This window comes from Pseudomonas imperatae, from assembly GCF_057128625.1.
On record NZ_JBSKHP010000025.1, the window covers coordinates 49,642 to 66,282 of the forward strand.

A 16,641-nucleotide genomic window follows, 5' to 3' on the forward strand; every position below is an offset into this window, starting at 1 on the left:
ATGGATAGATGGTTATAAGCCGCTTGCGCAAGATATAAGGGAACGCGCCCAAGGGGAAGAGACACCCCAAGCCTCATTCCGGTGAGGGAAAAAACATACAATACCGGCGCTCACATCATCCACGACGAGGTCTTTATGAATGCCCCCTTCGACCAACTGTCCAGTTGGCTGAAAGATCACAAGATTACCGAGGTTGAATGTGTGGTCAGCGACCTGACCGGCATCGCCCGCGGCAAGATAGCACCCACCAACAAATTCCTGCACGAGCGCGGCATGCGCCTGCCGGAAAGCGTGCTGTTGCAAACGGTAACCGGGGATTTTGTCGACGACGACATCTACTACGACCTGCTGGACCCGGCGGACATCGACATGATCTGCCGCCCGGACCCTTCGTCGATCTACGTGATCCCGTGGGCCATCGAGCCCACGGCCATCGTCATCCACGACACCTTCGACAAGCAGGGCAACCCGGTCGAGCTGTCGCCGCGCAACGTCTTGAAGAAAGTCCTCAAGCTGTACGCCGACAAGGGCTGGCAGCCTATCGTGGCGCCCGAGATGGAGTTCTACCTGACCCAGCGCTGCGAAGACCCGGACCTGCCCCTGCGCGCGCCGCTGGGCCGCTCGGGCCGCGCCGAAAGCGGCCGGCAGTCGTTCTCCATCGACGCCGCCAACGAATTCGACCCGCTGTTCGAAGACGTCTACGACTGGTGTGAAGCCCAGGGCCTGGACCTGGACACGCTGATCCACGAAGACGGCCCGGCGCAGATGGAAATCAACTTCCGCCACGGCGACGCCCTGGACCTGGCCGACCAGATCACCATCTTCAAGCGCACCATGCGCGAGGCGGCGCTCAAGCACAACGTCACCGCCACCTTCATGGCCAAGCCGGTGGGCGACGAGCCGGGCAGCGCCATGCACCTGCACCAGAGCGTGGTCGACATCGCCACCGGCAAGCCGATCTTCGTCAACGAAGACGGCAGCAAGAGCCAGCTGTTCCTCCACCACATCGGCGGCCTGCAGAAGTACATTCCCAAGCTGTTGCCGATGTTCGCGCCCAACGTCAACTCGTTCCGCCGCTTCCTGCCGGACACCTCGGCACCGGTGAACGTGGAGTGGGGCGAAGAGAACCGCACCGTGGGCCTGCGCGTGCCGGACGCCAGCCCCGAAGCCATGCGCGTGGAAAACCGCCTGCCGGGCGCCGACGCCAACCCTTACCTGGCGATCGCCGCCAGCCTGCTGTGCGGCTACCTGGGCATGGTCGAGCACATCGAGCCGAGCGCGCCGGTGGAAGGCCGGGCCTACGAGCGCCGCAACCTGCGCCTGCCGATCACCATCGAGGACGCCTTGGCGCATATGGAAGAGTGCGACACCGTGATCAAGTACCTGGGCGAGAAGTTCGTCCGCGGCTACGTGGCGGTGAAACGTGCCGAGCATGAAAACTTCAAGCGGGTCATCAGCTCCTGGGAGCGTGAATTCCTGCTGCTGAGCGTGTAAGCAAAAAAACCATTAGAAAAGTACCAACGGAGTGAGTCGAATGCGTTTACTGAAATCCATGTTACCCGCGGCGCTGGCGCTGCTGTGCGCCACCGGCGCCCATGCCGAAGGCTCTGTCAGCGTCTACAACTGGACCGACTACATTGGTGAAACGACGCTGGCGGACTTCACCGCCAAGACCGGCATCAAGGTGGTGTACGACGTATTCGACTCCAACGAGACCCTGGAGGGCAAGTTGCTGGCCGGCCACACCGGCTACGACGTGGTGGTGCCCTCCAACCATTTCCTGGGGCGCCAGGTAAAGGCCGGGGCGTTCCTGAAACTGGACCGCTCGCAGCTGCCGAACTGGAAAAACCTGGACCCCAAACTGATGGCCCTGCTGGAGAAGAATGACCCGGGCAACGAGCACTCGGTGCCGTACCTGTGGGGCACCAACGGCATTGGCTACAACGTGGACAAGGTGAAGCAGGTGCTGGGCGTCGACCACATCGACTCCTGGGCCGTGCTGTTCGAGCCCGAGAACATGAAGAAGCTCGCCAAGTGCGGCGTGTCGATGATGGACTCGGCCGACGAAGTGATGCCCGCCGTGCTCAACTACATGGGCATGGACCCGCGCAGCAACAAGCCGGAGGACTACGCCAAGGTCAAGGCCAAGCTCAAGACCGTGCGCCCGTACGTGACCTACTTCCACTCGTCCAAGTACGTGTCGGACCTGGCCAACGGCAACATCTGCGTGGCCTTCGGCTACTCGGGTGACGTGTTCCAGGCCGCCAACCGCGCCAAGGAAGCCAAGAATGGCATCCACATCGCCTACTCGATTCCCAAGGAAGGCGCCAACCTGTGGTTCGACCTGCTGGCCATCCCTGCCGACGCCGCCGACGTGAAAGAGGCCCATGCCTTCATCAACAACCTGCTCGACCCGCAGGTGATCGCCAAGGTCAGCGCCACCGTGGGCTACGCCAACCCCAACGTCGAGGCCAAGCAGTACATGGACCCCGAGTTGCTGAGCAATCCTGAGGTCTACCCGCCCCAGGAAGTGCTGGACAAGCTGTACATTTCCACCGCCCCGACGCCGGCCATCATGCGCTTGATGACCCGCGACTGGACCGACATCAAGTCAAACCGCTGACAGCGAGAAGTGTGATGGTGATGCATTCAGAACATGCCCGTTCCTACTACGCGGCAACCGCCGGCCAGATGCCTGACTACCCCTGCCTGGGGGAGGACCTGGTCGCCGATGTGTGCGTGATAGGCGGTGGCTTCACCGGCGTCAACACGGCCCTTGAATTGGCCGCGCGTGGCTTGTCGGTGGTGCTGCTGGAAGGGCGGCGAATCGGCTGGGGCGCCAGTGGCCGCAACGGCGGGCAACTGATCCGTGGCATCGGCCACGCGGTGGACGGTTTCGCCCGCTACGTGGGCAACGACGGCGTGCGCTACCTGGAGCAGGCCGGCATCGAGTCGGTGGCGGTGGTGCGCGAGCGCATCGAGGCCAACAACATCGACTGCGACCTGCGCTGGGGCTTCTGCGAACTGGCGAACACCCCGGCGCAGTTCGCCGCGTTCGCCGAGGAACAGCGCTGGCTGGGGGACATCGGCTACAGCCATGCAACCCGCATCGTCGGCCCGGGGCAGATGAGCGAAGTGGTGGCCAGCGACCAGTACGCCGGCGGCTTCATCGACATGGGCTCGGGGCACCTGCACCCGCTGCGCCTGGTGCTGGCCGAGGCGCGGCTGGCCCAGGCCCAGGGCGTGCGCATCTTCGAGCACAGCCCGGCGCTGGAGATCATCCACGGCAGCACCGTGCAGGTGCGCTGCGCCGGCGGCACGGTACGCGCCGGCCACCTGGTGCTGGGTTGCAACGCCCACCTGGATGACCTGGAGCCACGCCTGAGCGGCAAGGTGCTGCCCGCCGGCAGCTACATCATCACCACCGAACCGTTGAGCCGCGAGGTGGCGCAGAGCCTGATCCCGCTGGACCTGGCGCTGTGCGACCAGAAAGTGGGCCTGGACTACTACCGCCTCACGGCCGACCGCCGCCTGCTGTTCGGCGGCGCCTGTCACTATTCGGGCAAGGACCCGGCGGACATCGGCGCCTACATGCGGCCGAAGATGCTCAAGGTGTTCCCGCAATTGGCCAACGTGAAACTGGACTACCAGTGGGGCGGCATGATCGGCATCACCGCCAACCGCTTCCCCCAGGTAGGCCGGCTCAGCCAGCACCCCAACGTGTACTACGCCCAGGGCTACAGCGGGCATGGGGTGAACGTTACCCACTGGACGGCGAAACTGCTGGCCGAGGCCATCCATGCCGGCCACAGCCACGGCTTCGACGTGTTCAGCAAGGTGCCGCACATGACCTTCCCGGGTGGCAAGGCCCTGCGCTCGCCGCTGCTGGCGCTGGGCATGGCGTGGTACCGCCTCAAGGAAATGCTGGGCTGACACCCATCCCCGTAGCAGCGGCCGCAGGCCGCGTCCGGAAGCACCGCGTTATCCCTTATGGGGGGCGGTGTTGCGGGACGCGGCCTACGGCCGCTGCTACGGGGATTTTGTGGGTTTCAGGACGAAATACAACGCCAAGCCAATCAACACCCCGCCATACAGGTGCGCCCACGACAGCGGCTCGCCCAGCAGCAACGCCCCCCACAACACGCCGAACGCCGGGATCATGAAGGTCACGGTGCTGGACTTCACCGGGCCGATGTCGGTCAGCAAACGGAAGTACAGGATGTAGGCAAACGCCGTGCACACCAGGCCCAACCCCAGCAGCGACCCCCATACCTCCCAGCCGCCCCAGCTGGCCGGCGGGGCGATGGCCACGCTGGCGGCGCACAGCGGCGTCAGCAGCAGGGTAGCGCCGAGCATGCTGCCCAGGGCCGACAGGCGCGGGTCCAGGCCGCCTTGCTGGTCCAGCCAGCGCCGGGCCAGGAAGCCGGCGAAGCCGTAGCAGGTGGTGGCCAGCAGGCAGGCCACGGCGCCCAGGGCCAGTTGCAGGTCGAAGGCCACGGGGCCGGCGCGGGTCAGGATGCCGACGCCGAACAGCCCGGCGAACACCCCCAGCAGCTTGAGCGGGGTCAGGCGTTCATGGAAGAACAGGCCGCCAATCAACACGCCCATCAGCGGCGTGGTGGCGTTGAAAATCGCCGAATAGCCGGCCGGCAGCACCTGGGCGGCCACCGAGTACAGGGTGGCAGGCATGCCGGAGTTGATCATGCCCAGCAGCAGGCAGGTCTTGAGCTTGCCCTGGAAATCCCATTTCACCCGCATCAGGCCCAGAATCACCAGCAGGCCGGTGGCGGCGATGGCGACGCGGAAGAAGGCGGTGGGGAACGCGCCCAGCACCGGGGCGATGACGCGCATGAACAGGAAGCTGGCACCCCAGACGGCGGCAAGCAGCAACATGTTCATGAGGGAGGCAGGTTTCAAGGGGATCTCCAGATCCGGTGGGCAGGGCGGCAAGTCTCCTAGAGCACGCCTGCGTTGGCAACCACCCTCGTAGCCGCTGCCGAAGGCTGCGCTGGCGCTGCAGATCGCCAGTGTACACACCGGCCAGCGCAGCCTTCGGCAGCGGCTACAAACAATGGTTGCTACGCTTGGGGTTCGCCCCCTTCGCAGAGGCTTCACCCATGGCGCAACAATGGCCGGCCGCCGAGATCGCCCGCACCATCCTCGACGGCTTCGACGACTACCGCGAACACTTCCGGCTGATCACCGACGGCGCCCGCGCGCGGTTCGAGCAGGCCCATTGGCAGGACATCCAGCAGGCGTCGGCGGCGCGCATCAACCTGTATGAAGAAAAGGTGGCGCAGACCGTGGGCGCCCTGCGCGAGGGCTTCGAACACCCGGTGCTGATGGACGTCAGCCTGTGGCCCTTGGTGAAAAGCGCCTATATCCGCCTGATTGACCTGCGTTTCGACGATGAACTGGCCGAGACCTGGTACAACTCGATCTTCTGCGGCCTGTTCAGCCATGACCTGATCACCGACGGCTGCATGTTCATCCACACCACGCGCCCCAGCCTGCGCGGCGAGCGCGCACCGCAGACGCGCACCTACAAGCCCAACGGCCAACTGGGCAATATGCTCGCCCAGGTGTTCCGCGACTACCGTTTCGAGGTGCCCTACGCCGACCTAGAGGGCGATATCCAGCGCCTGCAGGGTCATTTGCGCGAGCACCTGCCCGACTGGGTGTGCAAGGACAGCGAGCTGTGCCTGGAGCTGTTTTCCTCGGTGCTGTACCGCAACAAGGGCGCTTACCTGGTGGGCCGCCTGTATACCCGCGACGAGCAGTGGCCGGTGGCGATTGCGTTCCTGCACCGCGAAGGGCAGGGCGTGCGCGTGGACGCGCTGATCACCGACGAGGCCGAGGTGTCGATCATCTTCTCCTTCACCCGCTCGTACTTCATGGTGGACGTGCCGGTGCCGGCCGAGTTCGTCGGCTTCCTCAAGCGCATCCTGCCGGGCAAGCACATCGCCGAGCTGTACACCTCCATCGGCTTCTACAAACACGGCAAGTCGGAATTCTACCGCGCACTGATCCGTCACCTGGCCAAGACCGACGACCGTTTCATCATGGCCCCCGGCGTGCGCGGCATGGTCATGTCGGTGTTCACCCTGCCGGGCTTCAACACGGTGTTCAAGATCATCAAGGACCGCTTTTCGCCCTCGAAGAACGTCGACCGCAACACGGTTATCGAGAAATACCGCCTGGTGAAAAGCGTCGATCGCGTGGGGCGCATGGCCGACACCCAGGAGTTCGCCGATTTTCGCTTCCCCCAGAGCAAGTTCGACCCCGAATGCCTGGCCGAGCTGCTGGAGGTGGCGCCATCCACCGTGCAGTTGGAGGGCGACACCGTGCTGATCCGCCACTGCTGGACCGAACGGCGTATGACGCCGCTGAATCTGTACCTGGAAAGCGCCAACGAGCCCCAGGTGCGCGAGGCGCTGGAAGACTACGGCCTGGCCATCAAGCAGCTGGCGGCGGCGAACATTTTCCCCGGCGACATGCTGCTGAAGAACTTCGGCGTCACCCGTCACGGCCGCGTGGTGTTCTACGACTACGACGAAATCAGCTACCTCACCGAGGTGAATTTCCGCTACATCCCGCCGCCGCGTTTTCCCGAGGACGAGATGTCCTCCGAGCCGTGGTATTCCATCGGCCCTCACGACGTGTTTCCGGAGGAGTTTCCGCCGTTCCTGTTCGCCGATGCGGGCCAGCGCAAGCTGTTCAGCCAGTTGCACGGTGAACTGTACGACGCCGATTACTGGAAAGGCCTGCAGGGCGCGATCATGGACGGCAAGGTGATCGACGTGTTCCCTTACCGCCGCCAGCAGCGGGATAACGAATAAACGTCTTCGGTGTGGGAGCTGGCTTGCCAGCGAGTTTTTTGAGGCGCCAACAGCTCGCTGGCAAGCCAGCTCCCACAAGGTCTAGAACAGCGAGCGCTGGGCCTGCAGCACCAGGGTGCCGTCGCACCAGCTGTTCTGGCCCGAGTAGGCCTCGCAGCTGGCGCCGCCCAGGCTGGAGCCGCTGTAGATGAGGTTCAGGTCCACGCCCATGAACGCCCGCGACAGCTGCACCGACCAGTCGCTGAAGCCGCGCACTTCGCTGCCGTCGCCGATGGTGTAGGGCGTGTCGAGCTGGTGGTCGCCGACCTTCACGCGCACGCCGAAGTCCAGCAGCGGCACGTGGCCGAAGTCGGCGAACAGGGTGCTGTCGTGGCGCCCCGGGTCATCGCTGAAGGCCGCGCCGAAACGGGTGCTGAGCACGGTCAGGCCGGCGTACACCTCGTGGCTGTCGTTGGTGGCAAGGTCGGGGAAGGTGTAGTGAATCACGCCCACCTCGTAGCCCAGGCTTTGGGTGAAGGAGCTCTTGAAGCCGGTGTAGGTGTCGATTTCCATGCTGGTGGACGCGGTCAGGCCCATGCTCGGCGACCACTGGCCGAAATACCAGCCGCTGTCGCTGCTCAGGTCCACGCCGCCGTGCACGGTGTCGGAAGTAGCGGGTTTGACCAGGCCCTGGGCCATGCTGCGCGCCGGGTTGGTGCCGATCTGCAGGCTGTAGTCGCCCAGGTCACGCTGCAACTGCACCGGTTGCGCGCTCGCACATTGGGCCGCCAGCAACGTGGCTGCAAAAAGTAGGCTGGGCTTGAGCATCGTGCTCCTCCCGGGCTGGAAGGCTTGATCTAGAGGGGTGAAGCATACCGGGCAACGAAGCTGGTTTGATACCGTTCGTCGGGTTTACCTGCGCCGATGGGCAGAAAGGCTACGCGGGGAGGTGAAGCGGAGGCGGTGGGCCAGGCAGCCCACGAGCCTCAGGGGTATTACTTCTTGCCCAGGCTGATGTGGCGCGACGGCGTGAAAGTCTGGCCGCTGACGCCCTTGGCGATCTGCTGGATTTCACCACCGGACTTGAGGAAGGCGGCGATCTGGTCGTTGATCGATTCGCTGGTTTCCACGGCCGGAGCGGGCTTGGCTTTGCTGTTGGAGGCTTTAACACGCATGGCTGCCATTCACCTGTGCAATTTTCAATACGGCCGGCGATTATACCGCAAGGGGGCTTTAATTGTTGGGCTAATATTGGCTTGGAAATAGCTTAATAGTAATTTGTCAATCGTTCGTTTTATTTTAATTTGTCGGCCCTAAGCGTTTGTTTTAAATGAAAAGTTTGCATTGAAACGGCCGTCGGGCACAGGCCTTGGCCAGGCCAGGCGACCAATGGCCTGACGAACGGGGCGCCAAGCCCTTGAAAATCAAGGCTTGGCGCGCCGGGGCAGCGGCAGCCGGGGATCTGGGGTAGAATGCGCCCACGTAACGAGGGTTTTTTGAAATGGCTTTAGTCGGGCGCTACAACAGTTTGCAAGTGGTTAAACATACGGACTTCGGTTTATATCTGGACGGTGGCGCCGACGGCGAAATACTGCTGCCCAACCGTTATATTCCGAAGGATATTCCCAGTGAAGATGAAGACTGGTTGAATGTGTTCGTGTACCTGGACAGCGAAGACAAGTTGCTGGCCACCACGGAAAAGCCAAAAGTTCAGGTGGGCGAGTTCGCCAGCCTGAAAGTCGTCGAAATCAACAGCATCGGCGTATTCCTGGACTGGGGCCTGCCCAAGGACCTGCTGCTGCCGTATTCGGAAGAGAAGCGCGAGCTCAAGCAGGGTGACTACTGCGTGGTGCATGTCTACCTGGACAAGCGCACCAAGCGCATCACCGCCACCGCGCGCCTGGACCGCTACCTGGACAAGTTGCCCGCCAACTACAGCGTTGGCCAGGAAGTCGACCTGCTGGTGGCCGAGGAAACCGACATGGGTTTCAAGGCCATCATCAACAACAAGCACTGGGGCCTGATTCACAAGAACGAAGTGTTCAAGTTCCTGCGTTCGGGCAAGCAGGAAAAAGGCTTCATCAAGGAACTGCGCAGCGATGGCAAGATTGCCCTCAGCCTGCAACCGGTGGGTGAGCAACTGACCAGCAGCCTGCACAGCCAGATCCTCGGCAAGTTGCGCGACAACAATGGCGTGCTGCCGGTCAGCGACAAGAGCGACCCGGCCGTGATCAGCGGCCTGTTCGGCGTGAGCAAGGGCAACTTCAAGAAGGCCATCGGTGCCCTCTACAAGGAAGGCAAGCTGGTGATTCATGCCGACCGCATCGAATTGACCTGAAGCCCTTGAGCTAGACACCCGGCGTGAACTTTTCGCGCCGGGCCTGGGCCTACACTGTACGAACCCCTTTCGAGGCAGTGTACCGATGAAAAAAGCCCTGATCGCCTACGTCAGCACCCTTCTGGTCATCCTTGTACTCGACGCCCTGTGGCTGGGCGTGCTCATGAGTCCTACCTACAAACAAATGCTCGGCTCGCTGATGCGCGACAAGCCCTTGCTCGGGCCGGCGGCAGCCTTTTACCTGCTGTATGCGCTGGGCGTGGTGGTGCTGGCGGTGTGGCCGGGGGTAAACGCGGGCAGCGTCTGGCGCGGCCTGGGGGTGGGGGCGATGCTGGGGCTGGTGGCCTACGGCACCTACGACCTGACCAACTGGGCCACGTTGGTGGGCTGGCCGCCGTTGCTGGTGTTCATCGATATCTTCTGGGGCATCGTGGTGTCGGCGCTGGCGGCGGCCGTTGGGGTGTGGGCAACCAGCAAATGGGCGTGAGGCTGGACGCGGCCTGGCGGCCGCTGCTACACGTCCCGTAGCAGCGGCCGCCAGGCCGCGTCAGCGATTTCAGCCCTGCAGGAACTGCGCGAAGCTTACGCCGGTGCCGGTGGGGCGCACGTCTTTCAGGAACGAATCCTTGTCGGCGCTCAGCTCCAGGCTCACCGTCGACTTGCGCTTGCCGGCGTTCCGCACGGTCAGGCCTTCCATGCGCTCGCGGAAGAACGCGGTGGGCACCTTCAGGTGCAGCAGCTGGTCGGTGGCCGGGGTGTGCATGAGCATGTGAATCCACTCATATTGGCCAACCGCCAGGCGACCCACCGGAATGTCGAACCAGAAGATGTTGCGACGGGCGTCGTGCAGGGTGAAGTGGCAGTTGTTGACACCAAGCACCGCGCCGCCGAGTTCTTTGTTGCGGCGCGCGATGGCCAGGGGTTTGTCGAGTTTCATAGAAGTCCTACGCAAATGAAGCGTCAGCGCCGTGGCTGAATACGCGGTGCATTCTCGGGGTAAAACGCGCAAACATAAAGGCAAACCTGACGCCCTGCCGCCAAAAGCGGGCAGGGCGCGGTATTGGCTCAGCGGGGCAGGGCCTTGCTCAGCTCGGAAGTGGCACCGTCCGGGCTGGTGGCGGTGACGGTGAACGAGCGGTTGGGCTCCTTCACGTCCAGCGGGAAGCTGAAGTTGGCCACGCCGCGGCCGTTGGTGGACACATACACCTCGCCGAGGAAGTTGGCAGCCTCGGTTTCAGTCGGCTTGGCGTTGCCGAACACTTCCACGCGGTAGCGGCTGTTGGGCTCGCCGGTGACTTCGCCGTGCAGGCGGCCAGCGGCAATGGCGCGCAGCTTGGGTGCCGGCTGGTTGTGGTTGGGCAACTGCTGGCAGTCCACCACCGGCGCGCCCTTGGCCGCGCAGATCACCGCCTTGCCGGCTTCCACGCCGGCGCCGCGGTTGCCCACGAAGCTGGCGTTGTCCGGGCCCGGCACGCCGAAGACGATGGCGCCGGTGCGCTGGGTGGGAATGCACGAGCCGCCGCTCTGGCAACGCTTCACGTCCTGGCTGTTGTCCCAGATGCGGTTGGCGGTCAGGCGGGTGTTGTGGCTCACGGCTTCGGGGCGCAGGGCCACGCCGATACGGTTGCCGTGGATCACGTTGCGGTCCAGCAGGTTGTCGGCGCCGGTGACGCTGATGCCGATGGAGTTGCCGATGAGCACGTTGCCGCCCAGGTAGTTGCGGTCGCCGGCGTTGATCTGCACGCCGTCGGAGTAGCCTTCGAAGCGGTTGTGGGTCAGGGTGTTGTCGCTGGCCTGGAAGACTTCCACGCCCTGGGACGCCTCGGGGGTCAGCTTGCTGGCGCGGAACAGGTTGTCGGCCAGCAGGTTGAACGCCGCGCCGCGGCTCAGTTCCAGGCCGTCGCCGTTGTCGATCAGCTGGTTGCGGATGATGCGGTTGTTGATGGTGGTGTTGACCGTGGCGTTGCCCTGGCCGTCGTCGCCGGTCAGCATGATGCCGGCGCCGCCGCGGTTGGCGACGATGCGGTTGTCGTGCACGCTGCTGTTGCCGGCGCGGTTGAGCAGGATGCCGATGCAGAAGTTGCGCACTTCCAGGCCGCTGATGTCCACGCCCTGGGTGTCGCGCACGCTCAGGCCGGGGTTGCTCAAGGTGCGCACGTTGGCGCCCGACTGGCCGGCCACGGCGCCCGGGCAGGCCTTGGCAGTGTCGCCCTGGACGAACGCCGAACCGTCGATGGCGATGAAATCGCCGCTGTGTTTCCACGCCGAACCCTCGATCACCACCGGGCCCTTGATGTCAGGCAGGGCCGAGGTCGGCTTGATCACGAAGGGCGCGCTGCCCACCGCCTGGATCTCGATGCGGTAATGGCCGGGGTTCTGGTTGTTCTGCTCGATGGCCCAGCGCAGGGTGCCATCCTTGCCGTCGTCGGCGTAGCTGTTGACCACCAGGGTCTGCGGCGCATCCGTGGTCGGGGTCGGCTCGTCCGCGTGGGCTGTCACCACGGGCAGGGCCAGCAGCAGGGCTGCCAGTACGGGGGAAACACGCATGAGTATCGATTCCGGGAAAACACTGTTGTTTTTTCACGTTCGCCGGCTCGGTGGCGAAAACGCGGCATGAGTCTAGTAGATGCAGAACGCGATGTGTGGGCGGTGCGGGTGGTTGCGGTCGATATTCGCCCAGTGCAGTTCATCGGGTAAAGATAATTACCGAGAAATTTTTGAAACTCTGGGGCGAAGCGTTCAGTCAACCTTATGTCGACTTTAGACACCTGTACTTTCCTGAAAGGAGAAATACCATGAGTGGCACTAAAGACAAAGTGAAAGGAATGGCTAACGAAGCGAAGGGCAACGTCAAGGAAGGCGCCGGCAAACTGGTGGGCAGCGACAAGCTGCGTGCCGAAGGCGCCGCGGACAAGGCCAAGGGCAAAGTCCAGCAAACCATTGGCGAAGCCAAGGACAAACTGAGCAAGCACTAATCGGTGTTCGCGCGGTCTGAGCCAATACAGCGGTCATCCTCGGATGGCCGCTGTGCTGTCTGGACATTGCCGGTAACCGTTCCAGGTTCGTGTTTCACGCTACATTGAGGTAAAACCTGTGCCCCCGAGTGTGGCCAGGTCCGGCGTTTCACTCGTTGTAACCCTCCCCATGGCGGCGAAAGGAGACGCTAATGATTTTTCCGGAATTGCGTGAACTGAGCCTGCAGACCGTGCTGATGCGCACGGTGAAGGAGTTCATCGATGACGAGATGTCCACCTATGCCTCGGCGCTGGCCTACCAGATGCTGTTCTCGCTGTTTCCCTTCATCCTGTTCCTGATTGCCCTGATCGGCTTCCTGCACCTGCCCGACTTCTTCTCGTGGCTGCGCCTGCAGGCCGGACTGGTGTTGCCGCCCCAGGCGCTGGATTCGGTGAACCCGGTGATCGACCAGCTGCAGCAATCCAAGGGCGGGCTGCTGTCGTTCGGTATCGTCATCGCCCTGTGGACCGCCTCGGCCGGCGTGCGGCTGATGATGAGCGCCATGAACGCTGCCTACGACGTGGTCGAGGAGCGCCCGGTATGGAAGCGCATCCCGCTGTCGATCTTCTACACCGTGGGCATCGCCGGCATGCTGCTGGCGGCGGCCGCGCTGATGGTGCTGGGCCCGCAGGTCATGGGCTGGCTGGCCGGGCAGATCGGCCTGGAAGACTTCATCGTGACCCTGTGGACCATCGCCCGCTGGCCGGTGATCGTGATCCTGATGATGATCGCCGTGGCGCTGATCTACTACGTGATGCCGGACGTGCGGCAGAAGTTTCGGTTCATCACCCCAGGCTCGGTGCTGGCCGTGGTGGTGTGGATCATCGCCTCGCTGGGCTTTGCCTTCTACGTCAAGACGTTCGCCAACTACAACGCCATGTACGGCAGCATCGGCGCGATCATCGTGCTGCTGCTGTATTTCTACATCTCCTCGGCCGTGCTGTTGCTGGGCGCCGAGATGAATGCAGTAATCGAGCACATGTCGGAAGAGGGCAAGGACCCGGGCCACAAGGAATTTCCCGAAGACGAGGCGCAAGATGATAAAAAGCATGTTTCGGGTCTGGGCCGCGATCACTCGCTGAAACCGGACGCCGAGCAGGCCTGACCGGGAGAAGGACCGCCTCATGATTCACGACATCCTCAAGATGGGCGACGAGCGCCTGCTGCGCGTGGCCCAACCAGTGCCGGCCGACATGTTCGGCAGCGCCGAGCTGACCCAGCTGATCGCCGACATGTTCCAGACCATGGAGCACGTCGGTGGCGTGGGCCTGGCCGCGCCACAGATCGGCGTCGACCTGCAGCTGGTAATCTTCGGCTTCGAGCGCAGCGAGCGCTACCCGGACGCCGAAGCGGTGCCGCAGACCATCCTCATCAACCCCTTGATCACGCCGTTGAGCCCGGCCACCGAAGAAGGCTGGGAGGGCTGCCTGTCGGTGCCGGGCTTGCGTGGGGTGGTGGACCGGTACACGCACATCCGCTACGAGGGCTTCGACCCCCAGGGGCAACCCATTCAGCGCGTGGCCCAGGGCTTTCATGCGCGGGTGGTGCAGCACGAGTGCGATCACCTGATCGGCCGGCTGTACCCCTCGCGCATCGCCGACTTCAGCCGCTTTGGCTTTACCGAGGTGCTGTTCCCGGGGCTGGATCCGGCGTCCGACGATTAACGCATTTTTCGTGTAGCGGCAACTGTCTTTGTGGGAGCTGGCTTGCCAGCGAGCTTTTAGGGCCTCAACAGCTCGCTGGCAAGCCAGCTCCCACAACAACGTCGTAAGCGGCCGCCACTAATCCTTGGCCACCGCCACCGGCTTGATGAACCGCAACGTCATGCGGTCCGACTCGCCGATGGCCTGGTATTTCGCCTTGTCCTTGTCACCCAGTTTGTAGGTGGGCGGCAGGGTCCACACGCCTTGCGGGTAGTCCTTGGTGTCCCTGTGGTTGGCGTTGATTTCGCTCTGGCCCACCAGGGTGAAGCCGGCGTCGGTGGCCAGCTTGATCACGTATTCAGTAGGCAGGTAACCGCTGCTCTTGATCTGCTCAACGGTCTCGCCCGGCTTGCCGCGATGGTCCACCACGCCCAGGGTGCCGCCCGGCTTGAGCACCTGGTAGAAGCCCTGGAACATGGCCTTGGCGTTGTCGGCCATGACCCAGTTGTGCACGTTGCGGAAGGTCAGCAGGGTGTCGGCCGAGGCGTCCGGGCCGAAGGTGGGCGCCTTGGGATCGAAGGTCACCAGCCTGGCCTTGCCGTAGTGGGCGCTGTCGGCGTCGAACTTGCGCTTGAGGGTGTCGAAGCTGCCGGACGACTGCACGGCGGCGATGTAGCTGCCGTGGTCCTTGAGCAGCGGTGCCAGCACCTCGCTGTACCAACCGGTGCCGGGGGTGATCTCGATCACCGTCTGGTCCTGGCGCAGGCCGAAGAACTGCAGGGTCTGGCGCGGGTGGCGGTAACGGTCGCGGGCGCTGTTGGCCGGGTCGCGCCAGCTGCCCTTGAGCACACTGGCGAAGGTCTTGTCGCTGATGGTGGAGGGCGGGGCCACGGCGGCCAGGGTCAAGGCGAAGGCGGGGGCGGCACACGCCAGGGCAATAGCCGCGAGCAACGAACGTTTCATGACAATCCCTGTAGGCGAAAAGACGATCCCCACAGCGTAGCAGCGGCCGTAAGGGCGCGTCACGGGGCCGACGTGGTCATCGCGATCAACGCCTTGTTGCGCTGGTAGCGCACCAACCGTTCCGCCAGCACCTGGGGCAGATCGTTCGCCAGCGCAAACCCCAGCCGCTGGTAAAACCCCGCCAGCCCCGGGTCGCAGAACAGCCACACCGGCCCGGCCACGCTGGCCAGCGCCTGCGTCACCAGCCGCCGCGCCACGCCCTGGCCGCGGCAGGCGTCTGCCACCAGCAAACCGGTCAGCCAATGGCCGTCGGCCACCGGCGTCAGGTTCAGCGCGGCAATGATCTCGCCGTCGCGCGCCACCCAGGCCTGGGCCGCCTTGTCGCCGCGCATGGGGGAGCGCTGCTCGCGGTAGAACTTGTTCAACAACGGCCACAGCGTTGGCGCCAGGGGCGCGTAGTCAATGCTCATGTGGCCGGCCAACCACCGCCCAGGGCGCGGTACAGTTGCACGCGATCCAGCGCCACCTGGGTGGTGCTGTTCACCAGCTCGCTCTGGTTCTGCAGGCGAATGCGCTGCACGTTGAGCACGTTGATGAAGTCGATGGCGCCCTGGCGGTAGCGTTCCTGGGCCACGTTCAGGGCCATGTCGTTCTGCCGCACGGCTTCGGCCAGGGCCGCATGGTGCTGCTGTTCGGCGCGGTAGTCGGTGAGGGCGTTGTCCACTTCATGCCAGGCGCCCAGCACGGTCTTCTGGTAGTTGAGCGCCGCTTCCTGCTGCTGGTGCTTGCGCAGTTGCAGGGTGCCGGTCAGGCGCCCGCCCTGGAAGATCGGCAGGTACAGGCTGGGGCCGTAGCTCCACTGGCGCGAGTTCCAGGCGCCGAAGTTGGAGCCGTCCAGGGCCTGGAAGCCGAAGCTGGCGCCCAGGCTGATGCGCGGGTAGAAGTCGGCCTTGGCCACGCCGATGGCGGCGGTGGCGCGGTGCAGCGCGGCTTCGCTGGCCTGGATGTCGGGGCGCCGCTGGGCCAGTTCCGAGGGCAGGCCCAGGGGCACGTCCGGTGCGCTGGCGGGCAGCGGTTTCGGCGCTTGCAGCTCGCCAGCCAGGGCACCCGGAGCCTCGCCCAGCAGGTAGCTGAGGGCGTTGATCAGGCGGTCCTGTTGGGCCTGCAGCATGGGCAACAGCGCCTCGATGCTGGCCACCTGGGCCGCGGAGTTGGCGGTGTCCAGGTGGGTGGTCACGCCGTTTTCCAGGCGCGTCTGGGTCAGGTCGCGGCTGCGCTTGGCGATATCGAGGTTCTGCCGGGCCACCTGCAGTTGCGTCTGCACGCCGCGCAGCTTGAGGTAGTCGCTGGCGGTCTCGGCGCTGATGCTCAGCAGCACGCCGTTGCGCTGGGCCTGGCTCAGGTCGACCTCGGCGTCGGCCGCCTCGACGGCGCGGCGCACATGGCCCCACAGGTCCACCTCCCAGCTGGCGTCGGCGGCGCTGTTCCACAGCTCGAACGGCGCCTTGCCGCTGAGGTTGGACGGGTCGAGCAGGCTGACGGCGCTGTTGCGTTCGCGCTGGTAGCTGGCGCCCAGGGCCACGCCGGGCAACTGCGCGGCGCCGCTGACCTGGCGCATGGCACGGCTCTGCTCCAGGCGGTTGCTGGCCACGCGTACGTCGAAGTTGGCCTTGGCGGCGCGCTGCACCAGCGAACTCAGCTGCGGGTCACCCAGGGTCTGCCACCACTGGCTGTCGACTGCGGCGGCGGCCTGGGCCTGTTGCTGCCACTGCGCGGGCAGTTGTGGTTGCGGCGTGTGGAAATCGGGGCCGACGCTGCAGGCACCGAGGCTGGCAATGGCCAGCGCAAGCAAGGGGCGTTTCAT

General features: G+C 64.3%; 17 protein-coding genes. 9 read left to right on the forward strand and 8 right to left on the reverse strand.

Annotated features, from left to right (window positions below; genetic code table 11):
- Window positions 1–135: 135 nt before the first annotated feature.
- Genes ACWKWX_RS25605 through ACWKWX_RS25615 form a run of 3 tightly spaced genes read left to right on the forward strand, consistent with a single transcriptional unit; the run spans window position 136 to window position 3,933 of the window.
- Window positions 136–1,494: a glutamine synthetase family protein gene (locus ACWKWX_RS25605; RefSeq protein WP_416426500.1), complete on the forward strand. Its 1,359-nt coding sequence runs from the start codon at window positions 136–138 to the stop codon at window positions 1,492–1,494.
- Between the two features lie 40 nt (window positions 1,495–1,534).
- A complete protein-coding gene (locus ACWKWX_RS25610; protein ID WP_416426499.1) occupies window positions 1,535–2,623 on the forward strand; it encodes a polyamine ABC transporter substrate-binding protein in 1,089 nt (362 codons plus the stop codon).
- Window positions 2,624–2,643: 20 nt separating this feature from the next.
- A complete protein-coding gene (locus tag ACWKWX_RS25615; RefSeq protein WP_416426498.1) occupies window positions 2,644–3,933 on the forward strand; it encodes an NAD(P)/FAD-dependent oxidoreductase in 1,290 nt (429 codons plus the stop codon).
- 96 nt (window positions 3,934–4,029) lie between these two features.
- On the opposite strand, the gene ACWKWX_RS25620 is transcribed toward ACWKWX_RS25615, so the two are convergent.
- Window positions 4,030–4,899, reverse strand: coding sequence for a DMT family transporter (locus ACWKWX_RS25620; RefSeq protein ID WP_473006900.1), 870 nt, complete (start codon window positions 4,897–4,899; stop codon window positions 4,030–4,032).
- A 218-nt stretch (window positions 4,900–5,117) separates the two neighbouring features.
- Between ACWKWX_RS25620 and aceK the strand changes: the two genes are divergently transcribed.
- Window positions 5,118–6,839 carry a bifunctional isocitrate dehydrogenase kinase/phosphatase gene (gene aceK, locus ACWKWX_RS25625; RefSeq protein ID WP_476295532.1) on the forward strand — a complete coding sequence of 574 codons (1,722 nt, stop codon included), beginning with the start codon at window positions 5,118–5,120 and terminating at the stop codon, window positions 6,837–6,839.
- 81 nt (window positions 6,840–6,920) lie between these two features.
- Here the strand turns inward: aceK and ACWKWX_RS25630 are convergent, their stop codons facing one another.
- Together ACWKWX_RS25630 and ACWKWX_RS25635 are read right to left on the reverse strand one after the other, a co-directional pair.
- A complete protein-coding gene (locus ACWKWX_RS25630) occupies window positions 6,921–7,646 on the reverse strand; it encodes a TorF family putative porin (protein WP_416427458.1) in 726 nt (241 codons plus the stop codon).
- A 167-nt stretch (window positions 7,647–7,813) separates the two neighbouring features.
- Window positions 7,814–8,002, reverse strand: coding sequence for a hypothetical protein (locus tag ACWKWX_RS25635; protein WP_027977102.1), 189 nt, complete (start codon window positions 8,000–8,002; stop codon window positions 7,814–7,816).
- Window positions 8,003–8,319: 317 nt separating this feature from the next.
- On the opposite strand from ACWKWX_RS25635, the gene ACWKWX_RS25640 reads away from it, so the two are divergent.
- A complete protein-coding gene (locus ACWKWX_RS25640) occupies window positions 8,320–9,156 on the forward strand; it encodes a CvfB family protein (protein WP_416426495.1) in 837 nt (278 codons plus the stop codon).
- A gap of 85 nt (window positions 9,157–9,241) precedes the next feature.
- Window positions 9,242–9,643: a DUF2177 family protein gene (locus ACWKWX_RS25645; RefSeq protein ID WP_416426494.1), complete on the forward strand. Its 402-nt coding sequence runs from the start codon at window positions 9,242–9,244 to the stop codon at window positions 9,641–9,643.
- Window positions 9,644–9,712: 69 nt separating this feature from the next.
- Here the strand turns inward: ACWKWX_RS25645 and ACWKWX_RS25650 are convergent, their stop codons facing one another.
- A complete protein-coding gene (locus ACWKWX_RS25650; protein ID WP_416426493.1) occupies window positions 9,713–10,093 on the reverse strand; it encodes a hypothetical protein in 381 nt (126 codons plus the stop codon).
- A gap of 128 nt (window positions 10,094–10,221) precedes the next feature.
- Entirely contained in the window at window positions 10,222–11,703 is a 1,482-nt protein-coding gene (locus ACWKWX_RS25655) for a right-handed parallel beta-helix repeat-containing protein (RefSeq protein ID WP_416426491.1), read from the reverse strand.
- A gap of 248 nt (window positions 11,704–11,951) precedes the next feature.
- Here ACWKWX_RS25655 and ACWKWX_RS25660 point away from each other — a divergent pair, with 248 nt between their 5' ends.
- The 3 genes from ACWKWX_RS25660 to def all read left to right on the forward strand — a co-directional run bounded on the left by ACWKWX_RS25660 (window position 11,952) and on the right by def (window position 13,835).
- The gene (locus tag ACWKWX_RS25660; RefSeq protein WP_416426490.1) at window positions 11,952–12,131 is read left to right on the forward strand and encodes a CsbD family protein; all 180 of its coding nucleotides are present in this window, start codon (window positions 11,952–11,954) and stop codon (window positions 12,129–12,131) included.
- 191 nt (window positions 12,132–12,322) lie between these two features.
- A complete protein-coding gene (locus ACWKWX_RS25665; RefSeq protein WP_473004288.1) occupies window positions 12,323–13,276 on the forward strand; it encodes a YihY/virulence factor BrkB family protein in 954 nt (317 codons plus the stop codon).
- A 19-nt stretch (window positions 13,277–13,295) separates the two neighbouring features.
- Window positions 13,296–13,835: a peptide deformylase gene (gene def, locus ACWKWX_RS25670; protein WP_483829246.1), complete on the forward strand. Its 540-nt coding sequence runs from the start codon at window positions 13,296–13,298 to the stop codon at window positions 13,833–13,835.
- Window positions 13,836–13,952: 117 nt separating this feature from the next.
- Here def and ACWKWX_RS25675 read toward each other — a convergent pair whose 3' ends face one another.
- Genes ACWKWX_RS25675 through ACWKWX_RS25685 form a run of 3 tightly spaced genes read right to left on the reverse strand, consistent with a single transcriptional unit; the run spans window position 13,953 to window position 16,641 of the window.
- Entirely contained in the window at window positions 13,953–14,777 is an 825-nt protein-coding gene (locus tag ACWKWX_RS25675; RefSeq protein ID WP_483829247.1) for a class I SAM-dependent methyltransferase, read from the reverse strand.
- Window positions 14,778–14,836: 59 nt separating this feature from the next.
- Window positions 14,837–15,247: a GNAT family N-acetyltransferase gene (locus ACWKWX_RS25680; RefSeq protein ID WP_483829248.1), complete on the reverse strand. Its 411-nt coding sequence runs from the start codon at window positions 15,245–15,247 to the stop codon at window positions 14,837–14,839.
- Window positions 15,244–16,641, reverse strand: a complete 1,398-nt coding sequence (locus ACWKWX_RS25685; protein WP_483829249.1) for an efflux transporter outer membrane subunit — start codon at window positions 16,639–16,641, stop codon at window positions 15,244–15,246. Before ACWKWX_RS25685 ends, ACWKWX_RS25680 begins: the two co-directional genes overlap by 4 nt.